This is a genomic window from Phytoactinopolyspora limicola, from assembly GCF_011320225.1.
GTDB lineage: Bacteria > Actinomycetota > Actinomycetes > Jiangellales > Jiangellaceae > Phytoactinopolyspora > Phytoactinopolyspora limicola.
Window position 1 is genome coordinate 312,572 of sequence record NZ_JAAOEN010000001.1, and the last position, 21,124, is coordinate 333,695.

At 67.4% G+C, this 21,124-nt stretch carries 22 protein-coding genes; 13 read left to right on the forward strand and 9 right to left on the reverse strand.

Translation table 11 applies throughout. The annotated features are described in order from the left end of the window. Window positions 1–30: 30 nt before the first annotated feature. The 6 genes from G8760_RS01580 to G8760_RS01605 are packed head-to-tail and all read right to left on the reverse strand — an operon-like array spanning window position 31 to window position 4,816. A complete protein-coding gene (locus G8760_RS01580; protein WP_166345644.1) occupies window positions 31–567 on the reverse strand; it encodes an aromatic-ring-hydroxylating dioxygenase subunit beta in 537 nt (178 codons plus the stop codon). Further along, window positions 567–1,883, reverse strand: coding sequence for an aromatic ring-hydroxylating oxygenase subunit alpha (locus tag G8760_RS01585; RefSeq protein ID WP_207781908.1), 1,317 nt, complete (start codon window positions 1,881–1,883; stop codon window positions 567–569). Before G8760_RS01585 ends, G8760_RS01580 begins: the two co-directional genes overlap by 1 nt. 3 nt (window positions 1,884–1,886) lie before the next feature. After that, window positions 1,887–2,921, reverse strand: a complete 1,035-nt coding sequence (locus G8760_RS01590) for a dihydrodipicolinate synthase family protein (RefSeq protein WP_166345647.1) — start codon at window positions 2,919–2,921, stop codon at window positions 1,887–1,889. Between the two features lie 20 nt (window positions 2,922–2,941). Beyond that, on the reverse strand, window positions 2,942–3,775 hold the full coding sequence (locus tag G8760_RS01595; RefSeq protein ID WP_166345650.1) for a DODA-type extradiol aromatic ring-opening family dioxygenase: 834 nt from the start codon (window positions 3,773–3,775) through the stop codon (window positions 2,942–2,944). Further along, window positions 3,775–4,026 carry a hypothetical protein gene (locus G8760_RS01600; protein ID WP_166345653.1) on the reverse strand — a complete coding sequence of 84 codons (252 nt, stop codon included), beginning with the start codon at window positions 4,024–4,026 and terminating at the stop codon, window positions 3,775–3,777. The genes G8760_RS01595 and G8760_RS01600 overlap by 1 nt, the downstream gene beginning before the upstream one ends. Beyond that, the gene (locus G8760_RS01605) at window positions 4,019–4,816 is read right to left on the reverse strand and encodes an SRPBCC family protein (RefSeq protein ID WP_166345657.1); all 798 of its coding nucleotides are present in this window, start codon (window positions 4,814–4,816) and stop codon (window positions 4,019–4,021) included. Before G8760_RS01605 ends, G8760_RS01600 begins: the two co-directional genes overlap by 8 nt. Before the next feature lie 308 nt (window positions 4,817–5,124). On the opposite strand from G8760_RS01605, the gene G8760_RS01610 reads away from it, so the two are divergent. From G8760_RS01610 to G8760_RS01670, 13 genes are all read left to right on the forward strand, one after another. Further along, window positions 5,125–6,168, forward strand: coding sequence for an ABC transporter substrate-binding protein (locus tag G8760_RS01610; RefSeq protein WP_207781909.1), 1,044 nt, complete (start codon window positions 5,125–5,127; stop codon window positions 6,166–6,168). 6 nt (window positions 6,169–6,174) lie between these two features. Further along, the gene (locus G8760_RS01615; RefSeq protein ID WP_166345660.1) at window positions 6,175–6,942 is read left to right on the forward strand and encodes an ABC transporter ATP-binding protein; all 768 of its coding nucleotides are present in this window, start codon (window positions 6,175–6,177) and stop codon (window positions 6,940–6,942) included. Between the two features lie 56 nt (window positions 6,943–6,998). Beyond that, a complete protein-coding gene (locus G8760_RS01620) occupies window positions 6,999–7,811 on the forward strand; it encodes an ABC transporter permease (RefSeq protein WP_166345663.1) in 813 nt (270 codons plus the stop codon). Next, window positions 7,808–8,524: a GntR family transcriptional regulator gene (locus G8760_RS01625; protein ID WP_207781910.1), complete on the forward strand. Its 717-nt coding sequence runs from the start codon at window positions 7,808–7,810 to the stop codon at window positions 8,522–8,524. Before G8760_RS01620 ends, G8760_RS01625 begins: the two co-directional genes overlap by 4 nt. Further along, the gene (locus G8760_RS01630; protein ID WP_166345666.1) at window positions 8,521–9,600 is read left to right on the forward strand and encodes an Ldh family oxidoreductase; all 1,080 of its coding nucleotides are present in this window, start codon (window positions 8,521–8,523) and stop codon (window positions 9,598–9,600) included. Before G8760_RS01625 ends, G8760_RS01630 begins: the two co-directional genes overlap by 4 nt. Continuing rightward, entirely contained in the window at window positions 9,597–10,355 is a 759-nt protein-coding gene (locus G8760_RS01635) for an SDR family NAD(P)-dependent oxidoreductase (protein WP_166345669.1), read from the forward strand. Before G8760_RS01630 ends, G8760_RS01635 begins: the two co-directional genes overlap by 4 nt. Then, window positions 10,352–11,986 carry an FAD-dependent monooxygenase gene (locus G8760_RS01640; protein ID WP_207781911.1) on the forward strand — a complete coding sequence of 545 codons (1,635 nt, stop codon included), beginning with the start codon at window positions 10,352–10,354 and terminating at the stop codon, window positions 11,984–11,986. Before G8760_RS01635 ends, G8760_RS01640 begins: the two co-directional genes overlap by 4 nt. After that, the gene (locus G8760_RS29715) at window positions 11,983–12,654 is read left to right on the forward strand and encodes a cupin domain-containing protein (RefSeq protein WP_207781912.1); all 672 of its coding nucleotides are present in this window, start codon (window positions 11,983–11,985) and stop codon (window positions 12,652–12,654) included. Before G8760_RS01640 ends, G8760_RS29715 begins: the two co-directional genes overlap by 4 nt. Further along, on the forward strand, window positions 12,651–13,205 hold the full coding sequence (locus tag G8760_RS01650) for a cupin domain-containing protein (protein ID WP_166345672.1): 555 nt from the start codon (window positions 12,651–12,653) through the stop codon (window positions 13,203–13,205). The genes G8760_RS29715 and G8760_RS01650 overlap by 4 nt, the downstream gene beginning before the upstream one ends. Window positions 13,206–13,245: 40 nt before the next feature. Further along, window positions 13,246–13,653 carry a RidA family protein gene (locus tag G8760_RS01655; RefSeq protein WP_166345675.1) on the forward strand — a complete coding sequence of 136 codons (408 nt, stop codon included), beginning with the start codon at window positions 13,246–13,248 and terminating at the stop codon, window positions 13,651–13,653. Further along, a complete protein-coding gene (locus tag G8760_RS01660) occupies window positions 13,650–14,570 on the forward strand; it encodes a fumarylacetoacetate hydrolase family protein (protein ID WP_166345678.1) in 921 nt (306 codons plus the stop codon). The genes G8760_RS01655 and G8760_RS01660 overlap by 4 nt, the downstream gene beginning before the upstream one ends. After that, on the forward strand, window positions 14,567–15,538 hold the full coding sequence (locus G8760_RS01665) for an amidohydrolase family protein (RefSeq protein ID WP_166345681.1): 972 nt from the start codon (window positions 14,567–14,569) through the stop codon (window positions 15,536–15,538). Before G8760_RS01660 ends, G8760_RS01665 begins: the two co-directional genes overlap by 4 nt. 113 nt (window positions 15,539–15,651) lie before the next feature. Beyond that, entirely contained in the window at window positions 15,652–16,989 is a 1,338-nt protein-coding gene (locus G8760_RS01670) for an HNH endonuclease (RefSeq protein ID WP_166345684.1), read from the forward strand. Window positions 16,990–17,020: 31 nt separating this feature from the next. On the opposite strand, the gene G8760_RS01675 is transcribed toward G8760_RS01670, so the two are convergent. The 3 genes from G8760_RS01675 to G8760_RS01685 all read right to left on the reverse strand — a co-directional run bounded on the left by G8760_RS01675 (window position 17,021) and on the right by G8760_RS01685 (window position 21,009). Next, on the reverse strand, window positions 17,021–17,545 hold the full coding sequence (locus G8760_RS01675) for a MarR family winged helix-turn-helix transcriptional regulator (protein ID WP_207781913.1): 525 nt from the start codon (window positions 17,543–17,545) through the stop codon (window positions 17,021–17,023). Window positions 17,546–17,585: 40 nt separating this feature from the next. Continuing rightward, window positions 17,586–19,859, reverse strand: a complete 2,274-nt coding sequence (locus tag G8760_RS01680) for an MMPL family transporter (protein ID WP_166345690.1) — start codon at window positions 19,857–19,859, stop codon at window positions 17,586–17,588. Between the two features lie 271 nt (window positions 19,860–20,130). After that, complete coding sequence (locus G8760_RS01685; RefSeq protein WP_166345693.1) at window positions 20,131–21,009, reverse strand: proline dehydrogenase family protein; 879 nt, start codon at window positions 21,007–21,009, stop codon at window positions 20,131–20,133. Between the last annotated feature and the right edge of the window lie 115 nt (window positions 21,010–21,124).

Sequence of the window (21,124 nt, forward strand, 5' to 3'; positions counted from 1 at the left end):
AATCCGGCAATGATCACCGGCCTGGGTGTCCTAGATGAAGATCGACATGTTGTGGGCGTTCACTACCGCCTGGTCCAGCGCCGCCCAGCGATGCACGATCAACCAGCCGCAGCCGTCCCCCTCGTCGGCACGGCGCAGCAGGTCGCGGCGCTGTGCGGAGAACAGGCTCGGCGTCGTCTCCTCGCCACGGCTGCGATAGACCAGGCAGTTGGATAGGGCCAGGAACTCGTCGGCTTCATCGGTCGGCCGCACCACGATGTTGGTGATGAAATGCCGGGTGCGCGACGGGGGTTGCTCCGACCAGGCGAAGTCCGTCTCGAGCCGCTTGACCCGCACCTCAAGGGTCTCCTTGGTGTCGTCGAAGATCCGCGATGTCGGTGAAAGCTCCCACTCGGAGAACTTCTCCCGGGTCACCCGGACCGGGATCTCATACCGGGCATCCTCAGCGAACGCTTCGAGCCAATCCCGGAACCGCCGCTCGTCCAGCGCCAACGACTCCAGGTACAAGAACTCCCGGATCGACTCCCGCACCTCACGGTCCACCCCACGTGTCGTCGCCAGGCCCATCACACCTCCCTGGTCAGGTAGTCCAGCCAGGTCGACCAGAGATTGCGGAAGTTGGTGTCGGTCACATACGGCGAGACCGCGTATCCCGGCCCTGGGAAGTCGTCCAACCGCGGCCGGTCCAACCCCATGACGTACGGGAACTCGACGCCGCGCACCGCCGTCGACCCCGCGGCGCGCGTCACCCGGGTCCAGTTCTCGAAGTCGTCCTGCTCGAAGGTCCCCGCTTGGCCGAAGGCCAGCGTGTACGCCTTGTACGCCTCTTCCTTGTATTCGTCGGAGGCGTCTTTGGGCACTAGGCACCAGGACCACATCTCCATCCGGCCCGGGCCGATCGGGTGCCACAACCGCATGGTGCAGAACCGCACCCCCGGCTCACCCGGAACCAGGCTGAACGGCTGGATGAGGAAGGACAGGTTCGGGAACACCGAACCCACGGCGGTGCGGGTCTTGGAGAACACCTCCATCTGCTCAGGCGAGAGGCTGGCCCGCATCTGCTCCACCAACTGGTCGGGGTACCCGAAGAACGGCGGCATCCCGGGCGTGTGCCCCAGTCCGATGGAATGCCCTTTGTCCGGAATATGCACCGCCCACCCTTCACTGTGGGTGGCGCCGGACGACGGGAAATACCCCAGGTGGAAACCGAACTGGTGGGCCACCGGCGTGTGGTAGCCGTCGCCGGAGAAGTTCTCCGCGCAGATCTTCCAGTCCGTCTCGGCCACCCAGTGGTCTGGCGGGCCGTGCACCTCGCTGCCACCGGCGCCCTGCTTGAGGTAGATGTCCAGGTAGAACTGGAACCCGCCCAGGTACTCGTCCAGGCTCGGCGCGTCCGGGTCCAGCGTGCCGAAGATCAGCCCTGCGTAGGTGTCGATCCGGACCTTAACCAGGCCCCACTGCTTGCGGTCCAGCTTTCCCTCGTACCCCTCCTTGAAGTACGGGACGCCGATCAGCTCGCCGGAGTTCTTGTACACCCAGCCGTGGTACGAACACCGGAAGTGCGAGGCGTTACCCATCTCCGACTTACACATCATGTTGCCGCGATGCCGACACATGTTCAGGCTGGCCGTGAGGTTGCCGTGCTCGTCGCGCACCACGATGATGCTGTTGTTCGCGATGTAGCGAACGACGTAGTCGCCGTTCTTCGGGATCTCCGACTCGTGGGCCAGGAAACACCAGGCGGTGGAGAAGAGTTTGTCGCGCTCCAGATCGAAGATCTCTTGGTCGTTGAAGATCCGCGCGGGAACCCGTCCCTGCAGGACACCTTCCCGCATATCAGCCAGCATCCGCTGGACGCCCTCGCTGGTTCCGATCGCGGCCATGTGTCACACCTTCTCTGTGTGCGTCCTACCCAGGCGTTCCGCGACCTCTTTCACGACCTGCTTATAGCGGGCGATGTGGTCCTTGGTGTCCTGGACGTGTTTCTCGGGGACGAAGTCGTCGGTGTAGGGCGGGCGGGACTTGCCGACGTGGATGTAGCCGGCCTCGTTCACCCGGATCTTCTCCAATGGCACGTTGTACTTGGCGAACTCCATGAAGTCCTGCCCGACGAGGAACGGCTCGTGCGCCCACCGCAGCCGCTCGGTGAGCCAGCGCGCGTCGTCGTACCGGTTCTCGCGGAGTGCGTCCCGCAGCGCCAGCACCGGCGCCGGACCACACGCCGTCGTCGACGACCACGCCATTCCAACCAGCTCTTCGCCGTACATCTCCCAGGCGGGGAACCAGTCGGTCTCGATCGGCATCAGCGGGAACGACGTCTGGGTGTGCGCCATGTCGTTGTGGTAGCGGAACCCGACGGACGCACCGCCGGCGTACTTAACCGCCACCACCTGCGGCAACTCGATGAGTGTCCGGTACACGCTGCGGGGGATGATGCCGCGGAAGGCCGCGGTGTTGTCATACACCGTGATCGCCAGCTCCGGGACGGCCTCGGCCACATCGCGGTAGAAGCGCTCCATCACCGGCGCGACCATCTCGCCCCACATCGGACGCCCGAGCAGGGTTCCGGTGACGCCGAGGTCGGCGAGGAACCGCATCCGGGCGACGGTGTCGCGGGTGTTGAGTGTCGTCGTCCCGATGAACAGCGGAAACCCGGAGCGAGTCGCTTCGGCGGTCTCCTGCGCACAGGCGGCGAACTCTTTCCATTCGTCCAGGGTCAGCGTCGCGCATTCACCGAGGGTGCCGTTGAGCGCGATCGCGTCGACACCGTCGTTGATCAGCGTGCGGATCATCCGCTCGGTCTCCGCGAGGTCAACGGTGTTGGTGGCGTCCACTCGCTCGGCACCGGGCAGCGCCGGGGTGGGCGGGTAGGCCATCACACCGCGCATGTCCTGGCCGGTAACGCTAGGCAGCTTGCTCATACGTGCTCCTCCAAGATGGGTCAGATCCGGGCAGCGGCCACCGCGGTACCGGTGAGCCAGGCGGGGACAGGTTCGTAGGCGAGGGTGTCGAACGGCGCTCCTGCCGCACCCGCGGTGACTAGCCAGGTACGGATCTCGTGTGCACCGTTGCCTGCGGCATCGATCTGGTCCTGCGTGTAGTCGGTCAGGCGGGCCGCGTCGCCGCTCTCCAGCCGATCCAGGAAGTCGCGGTCGAAGTCTTCGTTGACCTGGCCCGACTCCGGCATGCCCACCCAGTGGGAGAGGCCGCCGGTGCCCAGAACGACGACGCGCCGCGCGGCGTCCTGAGCCTCGACGGCGGCCCGGATCATGCGTCCGAAGTCGTAGCAGCGACGTGCCGTCGGCCACGGCGGGTTCACCCCGTTGACGATCACCGGAACTAGCGGCAACGTCGAGTCCGGGTCCAGGTGTTTAAGCGGAACGCAGAAGTTCTCGTCGAACGCCAGCCCACCTTCCACCAGCGCTGGATCGAAGTCCGATTCGAGGGCGAACCGGTACAGGTGAGCTCCTAGCGACGCGTGCCCCGGGTACTGGTGCTGGGGGACCCCAAGGAATTCCCCCATCTCCTTGGTGACTGGACCCAGATACGAACCCGCTGTGCCGACCGCGAACGCCGGCAGGTTGCCCAGGAAGAAGTTGGTGAAGTGCTCCACCGAGACCGCGACCACCGCGTCCGGGCGCAGTTCCTCGATCCGCCGCCGGACCTCACCGAACGCACCTTCCACGGCTTCCCGCTGGGCCGGCTCGGCGCGCTCCGGAAAGCCGGTGATGCCTGGCGAGTGCGACGCGGTGAACGCTCCAACTACCTGTCCCATCAGCTGACCTCCCCTCGTAGTCGCGCGTAGTACTCGGCTCGGTCGACGCCGATCTGCAGCGCACAGAAATAGAGCAGGTACGGGTTGGCACCGCGCTCATAGAGCGTCTTGAAGTCCAGCGATCTCATCGCGGCACGTTCCTCTCCTTCGATGCCGTACTCGTCGAGCACCGCGTCCGGTTCGGCGCGGAAGCGACGGGCGAGGTCGAGGTCCTTTCGGACGTCCCACAGCAGCTTTTGCAGGTCATACACCGGTTTCACGCCTTCCCGCATCGATCACGTAGGTGGGTGGACGGCCATACGTTCGGTCGTCGACGACGTGGAACGGCGACGGGCGACGACGACGGCCGAACAGAAAGGCGATCACCAGACCCGCTACCGCGCCGGCTACCAGCAGGCCGCGTGCACCGACCGTCGTCCGCAGTAGCGACAACACGTCCAGCGAGTTCTCCTCCATCAGCCCGTTCGACGCATGCGTCGACGACGTGCCCGACGGTGCGGCAGCAGCCGACACCGAGGGTCCGTCGCTCAGCCCGCGAGGCCGTCCATCGCCAGCCGCCACGGCAGCGGCGTCGGGCAACCGTTGCTGGTCAGGGCCGTCGCTGGTGATCGCGTATGACAGCCGGTCGGCGAACTGACCGATGAGCTTTCCGGCGACCTCCTCCACCAGGCCCCGCCCGAACTGAGCCGGACGGCCGGTCAGAGCAAGGTCGGTCCGCAGGGCCACCCGGGTGCCGTCCGGTGCGGGCGAGAGCGCGGCCGTCACAGTCGCGGCCGCCGTGCCGGATCCGCGGGCCTCCCGGCCCTGGGCAGCGAGGACGAGCCGGTGCGCAGCTTCGTCTCGTTGCTCTATCCGGGCGTCGCCATGGTAGGTCAGCCGCAGCGGGCCAACCTTCAGCGTCACGCGCCCCGAGACATCGTCGCCGTCGACCCGGTCCAGCGTCGCACCCGGCATACATGGCGCAACGCGCTCGATGTCGAGCAACACCGCCCACGCCTGTTGGGGCGGGACTGGGAGCGTGAAGTCGTGCTGGAGTTGCATGACACCGCCTTCGCCGGTGGGCATCAGGTGTCTCGACGCTAGGCGTGACGGGGTCGCTGCCGCGTTACCCCACTGGGTCAATTCGCCGCTGCCCCGCGATGCCCCTTTCCCCGTGGTGGAAAAAGTCCCCAGAAGAAATCATTGACATTTGATCAAATATCAGAAATGCTGCTCGGCATCGATCGTAGTGGTACAGGTCACAGATCCGGCCGCTGCGAGCAACTCCCCGCGGCGCAGGCGGCGGGGCCAGGTCGTTCGACGACCGGCCCGGGCCGGCTCGCTGCCCAACCGGCGAGAGGTGCGACATGATGAACCGACGGACTGCGATGTGGTCCTCGCTCGCGGTTGCGGGCGCCGTCCTCCTCACGGCTTGTGGGGGTGACACCAGCGACGACGCGGCAGCCGATCCGACGACGGGCTCCGGTGACGACCCGGATGCCACCGAATACGAACCCGCCTCCGTCACGTATCTGACCTCGTTCGGGACGTTCGGTCGCGACGCGTATGCCTACGTGGCGGAAGAGAAGGGTTTCTTCGACGAGGTCAACCTGGACGTCACGATCGAACCCGGCACGGGGTCCGTCGACGTCATGAAGCTGATCGCTGGCGGCACAGCGGACTTCGGCGCCGCCGATTTCTCCACCGTCGTCGTCACCGTGGCCAACGAACAACTGCCCGTGACCACCATCGGGGTCACCCACCAGCGGTCCCTCGCGGCCATCGTCAGCCTCGATGGATACGGCATCACCGAGCCGAAAGACCTGGAAGGCAAGACGATCGGCGACCAGCCGGGCTCCACCAACCAGGTCATCTTTCCCACGTACGCCGAGGCCGCCGGCGTCGACGCGGACGCGGTGGAGTTCGTCCCATCGGCGCCACCGTCGTTGCCCCAATTGCTCGTCAGCAACCAGGTCGACGCGATCGGCCAATTCGTCGTCGGCGAACCACTCATCGCCGCCGCAGCCGACGGTAAAGACGTCGTGGTCTTGCCTTACGGCGATGTCCTACCGGATCTTTACGGCAACGTCATCCTCACCTCGGACGCCCTCGCGGAGTCCGACCCCGAGGTGGTCGAGCGTTTCATCGGGGCACTGATGAAAGGCCTGGAGTACTCGGTGGAGAACCCCGAGGAAACCGGAGAGATCCTCCAAGGCGTCGAGCCGACCCAGAACGTGGATGTAGCCGCCGCCGAGGTGACCATCATGGCGGAGTACGTTCGCGGCGATGTCGACGTCGTCGGCAGCATCGATCCCGATCGAGTGGACCGCGTCATCGACATCATGGGTTCGGCGCTCACCAATGAGGTCACACCGGAAGACCTGGTGTCGTTCGACCTCGCGCCACAGGGCTGAACCGCGATGATCGAAGTCATCGGCGTCTCCCAGCGCTTCGACACCCAGCGGGGCGAGATCCACGCCCTCGACCGGATCGATCTCGAGGTCCATGAGAACGAGTTCGTCACCCTCGTCGGGCGGTCCGGTTGTGGCAAGTCGACGTTGCTACGGATCATCTCCGGGCTGATCCGGCCGACGGTCGGGGCGGTGCGGGTGGCCGGTGAGCAGGTCGCCCGGCCCCGGCGGGACGTCAGCGTGATGTTCCAGCGGCCGGCGTTGCTGCCCTGGCGCAACGTACGCAAGAACGTTCTGCTCCCGGTAGAGATGCTCGGCCTGGACAAACGGCAGTACACCGACCGGGCCCAGGCTCTGATCGAACTCGCGGGCCTGGCGGGATTCGAGGAGAAGCTGCCGCACGAACTGTCCGGCGGTATGCAACAGCGTGTCTCCTTGGTCCGTTCGCTCATCCAACGCCCCAAGGTGCTCCTCATGGACGAACCCTTCTCGGCCCTCGACGCGCTCACCCGCGAGGAGATGTCGGTGGAGCTCCAACGGGTCGTCGCCGAAGAGAGCACCACGATCGTGTTCGTCACCCACTCCATCGACGAGGCGGTGCTGCTGGCCGACCGGGTCGTGGTGCTCAGCCCGCGCCCGGGCCGGCTGGAGCGAATCGTCGACGTACCGATCCCTCGGCCCCGCACGCTGGGCCACAACGCCCACGCGGATCAGGTGTCAGCGATCAGCGCCGAACTCCACGACCTCTTGCAGCCCGCGCCGCAGGTCGCCACATGAGTTCGGTCCACATGACCCCGAGCCGGGACACCGAACCGCCTCCGAAGGAGCACACCATGGTCACGCCCGTGGCGGCCGAGTCGGCGCCGACCAGCGCGCGACGCCGAAGAACGCGCGAGCGTATCCGGGCATTCGGTCTTCCGATCCTGGCGCTCGCCATGATCGTCGCGCTGTGGTGGCTGGCGACAGTACTCTTCAACATCCCGACCTACCTGGTGCCCGGACCAGACCTCGTGGTCAGCAAGATGATCGACCTCAACAGCTATCTCGCTGAACAGACCTTCGTCACTACAAAAGAGACAGTCCTCGGGTTCGGGCTGGCGATCCTGCTCGGCATACCGGTGGCCATGAGCATCGCCCGGTTCCGGCTGCTCGAGCAGATGCTCTATCCGCTGCTGCTGGCGGTTAATGCCGTGCCGAAGGTGGCCATCGCCCCGATCCTCGTCGTCTGGATGGGTTTCGGTTTGGCGCCGAAGATCGTGATGGTGGTCCTGCTGTGCTTCTTCCCCATCGTGCTGGCGACGGTGGCCGGCTTGCGGTCGACCCCCTCCGAGCTGGTGGAGTTGTCCCAGTCGCTGGACGCGGGCGAGATCAAGGAGTTCGTCAAGGTGCGGTTCCCCTGGGCCTTGCCACAGATCTTCGTCGGACTCAAAACCGCGATCTCCCTTGCCGTCATCGGTGCGGTCATCGCCGAGTTCGTGGGCTCGTCCGAGGGGCTGGGTTACGTCATCGTCCAGTCGGGCGCCAGCGCTGACACCGCCCTGGCGTTCGCGGCGATCACCCTGTTGGCGATCATCAGCATCGTGCTCTTCTACGCGATCCAACTCGTCGAAAGGAGCCTGCTGCCGTGGGCGGAGGAGAACCGGTGAACATCACCAGCGATTCGGTCAGGTTTCAGCTGTCCACGGAGGGTTCCACGGGCGGACAACCCGAACGGACATTGGCCGGCAGAGTCGCCGCCGAGTTGCACCGGCTCATCCTCCGCGGGGTCTTCCCGGCCGGCTCCCATCTGCGGATCCAGGAACTCGCCGAGCGGTTCGACACCAGCGCGATGCCGGTCCGCGAGGCGTTGCGCAAACTCGCCGCCCTCGGGCTGGTCGACCTCGTGCCACATCGCGGTGCCCGGGTATGTGAACTTTCCCTGGCGGACCTGGAGGACACGTACCGGGTGCGGCTCGTTCTCGAACCGCTGGTGGTCGCGGCAGCGGCCGCGGAGTTCACCGAGGAACAGGGCCGGGCAGCGCACGAAGCCCTCCAACGGCACGAGGCCTTCCTGGCCGCGAACGACGCGGACGCCGCCCGCCAGGCACACACGGAGTTCCACTTCCTGCTCTACCAGGCGGCCGGCTCGCGGTGGCTGCTGCGTTCCATCGAGCCTGCCTGGCAGAACAGCGAGCGCTACCGGTTCTCCTCCGCACACGAGAACGCGTACAACGACCGCAGTCACGAGGAACATGTTGAGCTGCTCAACGCGTGCCTGACCCGCGATCCGCAGCGGGCGGAGGCGGCCATGCGGGTCCACCTCGAAGGAGCGATGAGCCGGATGCGGGCGGCGATGACCAACGATGAGGGGACGCAGTGACGACGGTAGACCGAGCGACTGAGGGCCGCACCGTCGATCATGCCTGGCTCCACGGAGCGATCACGAGGATCTTCAGGTCCGAGGGGTTCAGCGCCAAAGCCGCCGGCCTCGTGGCCACCAGCCTGGTCCAGGCCGAACTCACCGGTGTCGCGTCCCACGGGGCGATGCTCGTCCCGATGTACGTCGACCGGCTACGCGCCGGCTCGGTGTCGCGCCATGAGAACGCCGAGGTCGTCCACCGGCACGGCGCGGTGACGGTGCTCGACGGCCGGCACGCCCTGGGGCAGCTCACCGGCCATCAGGCGATGCGACTCGCCGTCGACGCGGCCAAGGAACACGGCGTCGGGGTGTCGGTGGTCCGGCATGCGTTCCATTTCGGCCGGGCCGCCACCTACGGTGAACTCGCCGCCGAGCACGGATGCCTCGGTATCGCGATGTCCAACACCCGGCCGCTGATGCCGGCCGTGGGCGGCGCCGAGCCCGTGGTCGGCAACAACCCGCTCGCCGTCGTGGCCCCGACACCCGACGGGCCGATATCGCTGGACATGGCCCTCTCGGAAGCGGCGCTCGGCAAAATCCGGCTCGCTGAGGCCGCCGGCACGTCGATCCCGGACACCTGGGCCACCGACAAAGACGGCAACCCCACCACCACAGCGGCCGCGGCAGTGGGCGGCATGCTCCTGCCGACCGGTGGGCCCAAGGGTTTCGGGCTCGCCCTCATGATCGACGTGCTGACCGGTGTGTTGTCCGGCGGAGCGTTCGGCGATGGCGTCAAGGGCCTGTACGCCGACGTGTCGGTGCCCAACGATTGCGCACACTTCTTCCTCGCCCTGGACGTCGCCGCCTTCGGTGATCCGGACAGCTTCGCGGCGCGGATCGAGGCGTTGGCCGCCTTCGTGCTCGGATCGCGTACTCGGCCGGGCGTCGACGCGGTGATGCTGCCGGGCCAGCGCGAGCGTGAGGAGGCGCAGCGGAGACTGGCCGACGGGATCTGGCTCCCGGGTTCAGTGGTGAGCGGGCTTCGATCGGCGGCGGAGAACGTCGGGACGACACTTCCCGAGGAGCCCGCGCGATGAGGGCATCGTTCGACGCCCGTGGTGACGTCGTCGTGGTGACCGGCGGCGGTGCCGGAATCGGTGCGGCCCTCGCCGGGGCGGTTGCCGACGCGGGCGGCACGGCCGTTGTCCTCGACATCGAACCACGTGGGCCGGACCAAGCGGCACAGGCACGCGCGGGTGTCGACCTCGTCCGGGTCGACGTCTCGGACCGGCCTGCCGTACACGCGGCCATCGACGACGTGGTGCGCCGCCACGGCACCGTGACCGGCCTCGTCGCCGGGGCCGCGGTCCAGCCTCGGACCCGGGTGATCGACATGGCGGAAGAGGAGTGGCACCGGGTACGCGCGGTCAACCTCGACGGCGTCGTGTGGGCCTGCCAGGCGGTCTTGCCCACGATGGTGGCCGCCCGGCACGGTTCGATCGTCCTGTTCAGCTCGGGCCTGGCGCATGCTGGCCGGGCTGAGGCGGCCGCCTACGCGGCGTCGAAGGGTGCGATGGTGCCGTTCGCCAAGTCGCTGGCCGCGGAGGTCGCCGACCACCGGGTACGAGTCAACGTGCTGTTTCCGGGCGTCATCGACACCGACCAGTTCCGGCGGGCCAATTCCGGCCCCGAACGGGAGCATTGGGCGGGCTCGACGGGGATCGGCGCACCGGAGGACGTCGTCGGGTCATTGCTGTTCCTGCTGTCCGACGCGGCGACGATGACGGGGTCGACGCTGTCCCGGGATCGCGCCTTCGCCGCGTCGCCTCACCCGTCCGAAGGAGCGCCGTGACTACTCCTCCGCACGCCCTGCCTTCCACCGATGACGACGTGTTGCCGGTGGTCATCGTTGGTGCCGGTCCGATCGGGCTGATCACCGCGCTCGGACTGGTTCATCACGGGATACCCGTCGTCGTGCTCGAAGAAGACGGTGCGCTCTCCCTGGACACCAAGGCCGGCACCGTCCTGACCCGAACGCTTGAGGTGTTGGGCCGTTTCGGGGCCGCCGCACCGGTCCTGGCCGCGTCGTTACGCATCGACGAGATCGGCGAGATCGACCGGCCGACCGGCACGGCGGGGATGAGCGTCCGCACGGGTGTCCTGGCCGAGGACACCCGGTATCCGTTCGTGATCAACATCCCACAGAACGCCCTGGAAGGTGTCCTCGAACAGCTTCTGCGAGATCGGGTGCCAGGCGTGCTCCGGATGCGGCACCGGGTCACCGGATTCACCCAGCATCCGGATCGCGTCGTCCTCACCGTCGAGACCCCCGACGGTGAACACACCATGGACGCACGTTACGTCCTGGGGTGCGACGGCGGGCGGTCGCCGCTGCGCACGGCGCTCGGCATCCGGGTGGAGGGCACAACACTCGAGGAGCGGTACATGCTCGTCGACCTCGAGGTGGATCTCGACGTCGAGAACCCCCGCGACTACCCCTATCTGGCCTACTTCGCCGATCCGGACGAGTGGATGATCCTGGTCCGTCAGCCACACTGCTGGCGGTTTCTGTACCCACTCAAACAGGGGGCGCCAGAACCGGGCATCGACGAGCTGCGCGCCAAAGCCACCCACTTCATCGGCGACGTCAGCGACGTCCGGACGCTCGGCTCCAACGTGTACACCGTGCACCAGAGGGTGGCCGATCAGTGGATCGGCGGCCGCATCCTCCTCATGGGCGACGCCGCCCACCTCATCACCCCGATGTGGGCACTCGGGCTGAACACCGGTGTTTTGGATGCGTCGAACCTGTCCTGGCGCCTGGCCTGGGTGCTCCGCGGCTGGGCGTCGCCCGCCCTGCTCAACGGGTACGAAAAGGAACAGTCGAGTGTCGCGATCAAAGGGTCCGGTCAGATGGCCGAGGCAGCCCGCAAGGCCATGGGCTCCCACAACTCCGGCGCTCACCAGCAGCGTCACCAGGCCGACTGGGGCTGGGCCATGACGCGGACACTCCTCGGAGTCCGGCTCGACGTGGACGACACCGGCGACTGGACCATCGTGCAGACCGGCGGTGAACCCGGCCCGGTCCAGGCCGGAGAACGGGTGCCGGATCTGCCTCTGCACGAACCCGGCGGTGGTGTCGTCTACCTGCATGATCTCGTCGGCGACAGCTTCGTCGCTCTCTACTTCACCGACACCCGCCGCCGGCCGGCGCTTCCGCCCGACGACATCCCCGGGCTGCGGCATCTGGTGGTTAGCCGGTGGGACGCACCACACGACTCCGGGTTACGTGACCGGGCGCTGTTCGACCCTGGTGACCGGATGCGAAAGCGCTTCGGTGTGGACGCCGACGCGGTGGTGCTCGTCCGCCCCGACGCCCATGCCGCAGCGGTTCTACCGTGGCCGTCCGCCGGAACCACGGTGCTCGACGTGTACCACCACATCACCCATCCCGACGTCGCTACCGCGGAGGCTGAACTATGAAAGGTCAGGTCGTCGTCGCCCCTGACGGCACCGAGGTCGAGCTGGTCGACGTGGGGACGTCACTGGTCCTCGACACCCCCCGGGTCCGGGTGTGGGACGTCCACCTACCTCCTGGCGGGCGACACCCGTGGCACCTGCATCACAACCCCTACGTCGTGCTGTCGATCGACGGATCGTCGGGACGGATGGACTGGCTCGATGGCAGCGACCCCCGACACATCCATGAGTACACCGGTGGGGCGGTGTTCCGGCCGGTGTCCCCCGTGCACCGGCTGACCGAGACGGGCGGCAAGCGGTATCGCAACCGGCTCGTGGAGCTCAAGGAGCTTGGCGAGAACCGCGACGAGGTAGTCGACGTCGGCCCAGGTGCCCGCAGCGAGCGAGGGTCCCTACCGGCCGGGCCGCAACGGCTCGGTGACGGCCGCGAACCCGTGCTGTCCACCGGGTACGTGACGGTCTGGACGGTCACCGTCGCACCGGGTGACACAGCCTCACTCGACCTCACCCGCGTTCCGCACGTGACGGCACTGATCGACGCGGACCTCGACGGCGACGCGTTAAGCGACTCGGTGACCGAACACCCAGGCGGGCCGCTGGCCGTGCCGAACCCGACCGGCGACCATCAGACCTGGTTCGTCGTCTCCCTCGACCATCTGGAGGACCGATGAGCGCTGACGTGACCTACCCCGCCGACCTGCCACTGGCGCCCCGCCCACCCCGCCCGGACGCGGTCAGCGCCGACGAGTGGGCCGCCAACCTCTCCGAGCCGGCCAGGTACGGCGGGGAAGGGCCGGACCGATCCCGCGAGGAGGCCGCATCCACACCGGACGGGCAGGCCGCGCACCGATTCCGGGAAATCCTCGTACAGACGCAGGACCTGGAGTGGGTGGACAAAACACTCGCCGGCCTGAGCCACAAAACCCTATGGCGCAACGAGGACACCGGCGCGTCGATCACCCTGGTCCGATTCCGCCGGGGCAGCGGCATCCCGGACCGGCACTCTCATGCGTCCAACCAGTTCATGTACTGCCTGTCCGGCCGGTACACGTACACACCGACCAACGTCACGCTCACGGCTGGATCGTTCTACTGGAATCCGCGCGGCTCGCTCCACGGGCCCACCATCGCCGAGGAGGAGACCGTTCTGCTCGAGATCTACGACGGACCGCACTATCCGACCCAGCCCAGCTGGTACACCGACCCTGCGGATGCCCGTTAGGTCCGGTTCAGGAACAGAACACGAGAGACGTGAGGACACCATGACGGTCAACGAGATCCGCAGCCCCGAACTGGCCACACCCAACGGTCATTTCTCACAGGCCACCTGGGTGCCGGCGCGTGGGAAGCTGGTATTCATCTCCGGCATGACCGCCCGCAACCGCGACGGCGGTGTGACCGGGGTGGGCGACATTACCGCGCAGACCCACCAGGTATGTCAGAACCTCACGGCGGCCGTCGAGGAGGCCGGCGGCACCCTCGCCGACATCGCCCGCCTGGACGTCTACATCCGCAACATGGAGGACTTCGCGGCGATCCATGCGGTGCGTGAGCAGTACTTCACCGGGGTGGCACCGGCGTCGACGATGGTCGAGGTGTCGAAGTTCGTCAACAAGGACTACCTCATCGAGATCAACGCGATCGCCGTCCTGCCCGAGGAGGATGCATGAGGATCGGGCGGGCACTCGTCGATGGCGCACCGCACAGCATCGTGGTGCTGGGCGACGGGGGCGACGGCGCGGAGGTGGCGATTCTCCCGCAGGATTCTCCGACACCCGACGACGTGGTCCGGGATCCGACGGCACGGCAGGCGGCCCGCCGCGACGCGGATCGTGCACCGCGGACCACGGTCGATGAACTTACCCTCCTCAGACCGCTGACCCGGTTCAACCGCGACATCCTCTGCACGGGGTGGAACTACTGGGACCACTTCGAGGAGTCCCACGGCAAACGAGAGGGGCAGGACCCGAAGGAACGCCCGATCCACCCGACGTTCTTCACGAAGGGTCCGCTGACCGTGATCGGGCCCCGGGACGCCATCGCGTTCGATCCGGCGTTGTCCAGCACGTGGGACTACGAAGCCGAGCTCGCGCTGGTGATCGGCCGCCCGGGCCGGTCCATTCCGGAAGAACGGGCCCTCGACCACGTCGTCGGTTATCTCGTCGCCAACGACGTGTCTCAGCGAGACCTGCAGCGGGCACACGGCGGACAGTGGCTCAAAGGGAAGAGCATCGACGCGACGATGCCGCTAGGCCCGTGGGTAACCACGGCTGATGACGTCGACGACGTCCAAGACCTACAGATCTCGTTCGAGCTCAACGGACACGAACTCCAGCGCGCCCGAACCGGACAGATGGCGTTCACCGTCGCGCAGATCATCGCCGAGCTCAGCGCCGGCATGACGTTGCTGCCGGGAGACGTGGTCCTGACCGGGACCCCGAGCGGTATCGGCAACGCCCGCGACCCCCAGGTCTTCCTGGCCGCCGGCGACGAACTCGTCACCAGGGTCGACGGACTCGGTGAGCTGCGGAACCACGTTCAATACACCGAGCTCACGGCGTACTCAACCGGAGCCATCACCCCATGACCAGCGTCGTCCTGCCCCGGACCGACGTCCACACGCACCTGGTTCCCGAACTGCCGGACGCCGCGGTTGGCGCCGTCGGCCTGGCGTTCGAAGGTGAGCGGCTGCTGGTGGACGGGCATCTCCTTGGTCCCGCGGACCTCTACCGGCCCGACCGGCTCGCCGCGTGGTTGCCGACCGCCGGCCTCGACCGGGCCCTCGTCGCCATTCCTCCGCCGCTCTACCGACAGGGCGACGATGACGCAGGTGCCGCCGCATGGGCGCAGGCGCTGAACGACGGGCTCGCGGCGACCACCCGGGCCTATGAATCCCTGGTCCCACTCGGTTACCTCCCACTCGAACAGCCCACGGCCGCGCTCGCCGAGGCCGAGCGCCTGGTGTCCTCCGGGTGGGCCGGGTTCACCGCCAGCGCCGGAGCGCGGTCCGTTTCCCTGGCGTCGCCGTCGCTGCGCCCGCTGTGGCGGTTGCTGGCCCAGGCGAACCGTCCTTTGTTACTGCACCCGGGACCGGCACCGGATTCCCGACTAGACGAGTTCTACCTGGGCAACCTGCTCGGCAACCCATACGAGAGTGGGCTCGCCGCGGCCCAGCTGCTGCTCGGTGGTGTTCTCGACGACCACCCTGGTTTGCGGGTGGCGCTGGTCCATTGCGGCGGTGTGCTGCCGGTGCTGCTGGGCCGGTGGCAGCGTGGCGTCGACACCACCCGCCCCGGCATCGACCGGACCGACGCCGACCTGCGTACGCAGGCCCGACAGCTGTGGGTGGACTGCCTGGCCCACGACCCCGCGGTGCTCGACCTGGCGGTCGGTGTGGTCGGCGAGGAGCACGTCGTGATCGGTAGCGACTGGCCGTTTCCCATGGGCACCGACGATCCGGTGGCGCTCGTATCGCACCGAGGTGAGGTGTCCACCGATCAGATAACCCGGGCCAACGCCGCGGCCTTTCTTGGCGAACAGTCCTACCCAAGCTGATCCGGTAGGAGGCCGCGGGTGCTGATCACGAACGTGACGAAGCGTGGATACCTTGGGTGACCGCTTGTGTTGCTACTTGTCGTAGCGGTAGAATCGAACGTATGAACTAACAGGTGGGTGGCGGTCTCGCGGAAGGGGGTGCGCCGGTGGTGGGTGGTATGGGTGCGGTGGCTGATGAGGTCGCGGTGATGGTGTCCCGGTTGGCCGAGCTGTCCGCCATCGTTGAAGACGACGCGGCCCGGATCGATGTGTTGGCTGGGTTGGAGCGGTTGAAGGCAGCCGCGGCGGCGGCGCAGTACGAGGTGATGGTCCAGTTCGCCGAGTCTCAGCGTGCGGCCCGGCGTGGGATGGGGTTTGCTGAACGGCACGCCCTGCGGGGGGTGCCGGAACAGATCGGCCTGGCCACGAAGACCTCACCCTCGGCCGCGGCCCGCCAGCTCGGTCAGGCGCGGGCGTTGGCCTGTCACCTCCCGGGCACCTTCGCCCTGCTACGCACGGGGGAGATCTCTGAGTTCGCTGCGACGTTCGTGGTGAATGAGACCTCCCATCTCGACCCTGAGCAGCGGCGTCAGGTTGATGCCCGCCTGGCTGGTGAGATCACCGGGATCGGGCCGCGGCGGGTTCAAGGCCTGGCCCGGCGCTACGCCATCGAAGCCGATCCGGCCGCCGCGGTCGCCCGCGCATCCCGGGCGCGCAAAGACCGCCGGGTCGGGGTGCGCCCGGCGCCGGACACCATGGCCGTGATCTCCGCACTGCTGCCCTGCGAACAAGGCGTCGCGGCGTATGCGGCGCTGCGCCGCCACGCCGACGGAGTGATCGCCACCGGTGGTGACGGGCGTAGCCGGGACCAGATCATGGCCGACACCCTCGTCGAACGCCTCACCGGGCAGGCGACCGCCGACGCGGTCTCCGCCGAGATCGGCCTGGTCATGACCGACACCTCGCTGCTCGGCGACGACAACGAAGCCGCGGAGCTACCCGGGTACGGACCGATCCCCGCCGACACCGCCCGCGACATCACCCGCCGCGCCGGGGACCGCCACAGCGATGACGTGGGGCGGGCCCGGGTCTTCCTACGACGGTTGTTCACCGACCCGGCCACCGGGATCATCGCCGACTGCGACCCCAAACGGCGCCGGTTCGACGGCACCCTAGCCCGGCTGCTCACCTACCGCGACGGCGGCACCTGCCGCGACCCCTACTGCGACGCCCCCATCCGGCACTTCGACCACATCCATCCCTACTCCCATGATGGGGTGACCAGGCCGGGTAATGGGCGTGGGACCTGCGCCCGTGGTAATTACGTCAAACAGCAGCCGGGATGGACTATCCGCCTCGTCGACCCGTTCCGGCACATCGTGGAAACCACCACCCCCACCGGACACCGCTACCAATCACGCCCCCCGCCTGCTCCAGGGCACCGGGTCGGCGCCCAACCCCGCGCCGCCTAGAAGCGTGAGTGGGGCCGGTGTTTTCAGGAGGTCAGTTCGAGGCATCGATCAGGGTGCGCAGGCTCCTTTCGAAAACCTCCCGATCGGCGGTCTCAAGTCTGGCGACCAATGAGTTCATCTCCGCCGCCACGTCAGCCAGGGCGGCGTCGGCCAGAACCCGGCCCTGATCAGTGAGGCTGACCCGGAAACTTCGGCGATCCGCGGCATCCAGGGCCCGCTCGATGTAACCGGCTTTCTCGAGGCGATCCAGCCGGCTCGTCATACCGGCACGGGACATCATCAACGACTCCGCCAGCTCCGACGGCATCAAGGTATACGGACTACCAGCCCGGCGAAGCGTCGTCAGTACGTCGAACTCCCCCTGTGTGATGCCGTGGCGGCCGAAGACCTCGTCGGAGCGTCGGGCCAACTGGCGGGTCAGCACGGCGATGCGACCCATGGTCTGCATGTAGGACACGTCCAGGTCCGGACGCTCGCGGCGCCACTGGGCCACGATGTGGTTCACCGCGTCGGCGGGCTCGGCGGCGCCATCAGAGGGTCCACTCAGTTCACCCACACGCACCATCCTATGGCCGTACCGAATAGCAGCGGAGACGTCACGTCCGCGCCTCCACTGGCACGTGGTGGAGGTCGGACTCGGCGTCGGTCGCTAGATGAGCTTCCGGGCTTCCCTCGACGTGCAGCCGGGGCAACCGACGTTCCCACGTATCGGGCAGCCACCAGTTGGCCCGGCCCAACCAGTGCATCACCGCGGGCACCAGCAGCAACCGCACGAGCGTGGCGTCGATGAGGATCGCCGCCGCCATTCCCACCCCGATGACCTTGACCAGTACGTCGTCGCTCAAGATGAACGCACCGAACACCACCACCATGATCGATGCTGCGGCGGTGATGACCCGCGCGGTGCCGGCCAACCCTTCGACGATGGCTCGGGTGGTGTCCTGGCTGCGCACCCATGCTTCGCGCATCCGGCTGATCAGGAATACCTCGTAGTCCATCGACAAGCCGAAGAGGACGGCGAACACGATCACTGGCAACCAGGCCGGCATCGGAGTGGCGGTGTCCACTCCGACGAGATTCCCGAACCAGCCGCCGTCGAGCACCAGCGCGACCACACCGTACACGGCTGCCACCGACAAGAGGTTCATCACGGCCGCAGTGATCGGGATGACGATGCTGCGGAAAGACAACATCAGCAGCACCATCGATACCAGCACGACGCCGCCGATGAGGAACGGCAGGCGCTGCGCGGTGTCTTCGTTGGCGTCGATTCCGGCGGCCACCACTCCACCCACGTGGACCTCTACGCCGGTGTCTGCTGTTGCCCGGGGAAGCACTTCGTCTCGCAGCCGGTCGACCAGTTGGTCGGTGGCCTCGTGCTGCGGCCCGGTCTCCGGGATGACGGTCAGGAGTGCGGTGTCGCCAGCCGGCCCCAACCGGGGTGGGTGGATCAGTGCCACCCCTTCGGTGGCCGTCACGTCGGCGGTGATGCGCTCGAGCACCCCTTCCGACCCCGGCTGAAGATCGGCCACGAGTAGCAACGGGCCGTTCGCACCGGCACCAAAGCCGTCGGTCACCATGTCATACGCCTGCCGGGTGGAGGTGTCGTGTGCGTGGTTACCGGCGTCGGGGAATCCGAACCGCGCCCCGAGGAACGGCGCCGCGAGGGCAAGCAAGGCGGCGACGGCCAGCACGACGGCCGGGATCCGGCGGCGGGCGACGAACCGGCTCCACCGGGCCCACCCAGGTGATGGCGCGACGTGCCCACCAGGTGCCACATAGACCGGGCGGCGGTCGCCCAGCGGGAGCCGCAGCCTATCCACATGTGCACCCAGGTAGCCGAGGAGCGCCGGAAACAGGGTCACGGCTGCCACCATCACCACTAGCACCGCCGCGATGGCGACCATGGCGGCGCCCTGCAAGAACGACAGTCCCATCACAAACAGCCCGAACATGCTGATGACCACGGTGGTTCCCGCGACAACCACGGCTCGGCCGGCGGTGTCGAGGGTGGCGACGGTGGCCGCTTCCGGATTCAGGCCGGCCGCGCGCCATTCCCGGTACCGCGTGACCATCAGCAACGTGTAGTCGATGCCAACCGCGATACCCAGCATGGTCGCCAAGGCACTCGACCAGTCCGGCACGTCCACCATGGCGGCGATCAGCCCGGTGAGCATGGCGCTGACCCCGAGCCCGGCCACCGCGACCGCCAGCGGCAAACCGGCGGCTACCACGGAGCCGAAGGTGACCACCAAGATCAGGGCCGCGGCGATGAACCCGATCACCTCTGAGCCCGCCTCGGTGGCCTGCGCGAGTTCGACCGCGGTACCGCCGAGTGCGATGTCGAGGCCCGGGTGTTCCACCGCGGCCGCCAAGTTCATGATCTGCTCGGTTTCGGCCACTGGCATATCGTCCGGATTGACGACATCGAGCTTGAGGTCGGCGAGCAGCGTATGCCCGTCGGGAGCCAGACCTCCGGGCGTTGTATAAGGATCGGCGACCTCGACGATGTGCGGCAGCTCAGCAAGGTTGGCCAGCAGAGCGGAGACCTCTGCCCGTACCTCGGCGTCGCTGGCCGGCTCCTCAGCCCGGATCACCACGTTGATGGATGCACCTGCCTGCTCGGGAAAACGTTCGTCGAGCAGGTGCTGTGCGCGTTGCGAGTCCGAGCCCGGCGTTCCGTAGTCGACGGCGAAGTCTCCACCGAACGCCGAGGCCAACCCCACAGTTACCGCGATGGCCACTAGCCACCCGACCAAGACCTTTCCGCGATGCCGGAACGTGGCCCGGGCCAGCCGGCCAAGCATGCTGACGGGTTCCGCATGGGTAGTCGGATCCGGATCTTCGCCGGACGACGAATGAAAAGACATAGATCTTCCTCCCGATAGTTCGTAGCAAGATAGTACGCCATCAAACTATCAGCGGTAAAACTTCCTCAGCGCATCTCCTCGTGACGGGGCGTTACAGTCCGCGGGGATCCGCGGCACGGAGCATGGGGCGCTGAGCGCCTCCACAGAACGCCCATACCGGACACGATGACCGGCGCTCAACGCACCAAGCGCGCCGGCGCTCAGGAAACCGGCAACGATCACTTCACTCGAACGACGATTTGGCGGACTATGACCGCCACCCGCCGGCGCCTCAGCTGCCCTGGGCTTCGGCCACCCGCCGCATCCAGTAACGGAACCAGCTCTGCCCGTAACACGCGTAGATCCGGACCGCGTGCCCTCGTTGGAGCAGCTCAAGGGCGTCATCGGGACGGACGCCGAGCAACATCTCGAGGGTGACGCCGTCCAGCGTCGCCAGCAGGGCTTCCCGGATCACCGGATCATGGGTGGCCAGAACCAGTCCGGCGCCACCGGAGTGGATCTGGTGGGCCAACCGGACGTAGGCGATGTCGGTTTCGTCGCCCCACGGGTGTGCGTCGTCGGATGATTCCAGGTAAGCACCCTTGACCAAGCGGACGGGGATACCGGCCTGACTCAGCCGGTCGACATCGCCCGGGCTGCGGCGCAGGTTGGCTTGAACCGTAGCCAGCACGGGGACGCCTGCCTCGGCCAGCGTGATCGAGAGGTCCATGATGTGCGGCGTGCGCCAGCTCTCTTCGGCGCTGACCTCCAGCCGTGTACCCTCCGGAAGGAGCTCGACTAGCTGCTCGACGTGCCGGCGACACACATCCGGGCCAAAATCGAGACCAAGGTTCGACGGGACGATCTCCAGGCACACGTCGCCGTCGACATCACCCAAGGCCGCGGCGGCCGCCCGATAACCTTCCACCACTCGCGTGACGCCTGCTTCGTCGTCGGCGCCCTCACCGAACAGATCCAGGGTGACACCGAAGCCATCGCGGACGAGGTGACGCACCGTCTCGAGTGCTTCATCCAGGGTGCGTCCGGCAACGTACCGACGGGCGGCGCGGTAGGCGAGGTCTTCGGTGACATTGGTGGCCCGGACGAGCGCCTCGAACTGCTCGTTGGTGGCCAACTCGAACAGCACCCTGCGCGACAATCCCGAGAGCATAACCACAGCGTAGCGGTAGGCGGCGCGGCCGGTTCGCAGGGTTGGCTCAGGGCTGAGTCGGGGTCGAACCGGGGCCGAGCCAGGGTGGATCCGGATGGGCTGACCCAGGCCACAT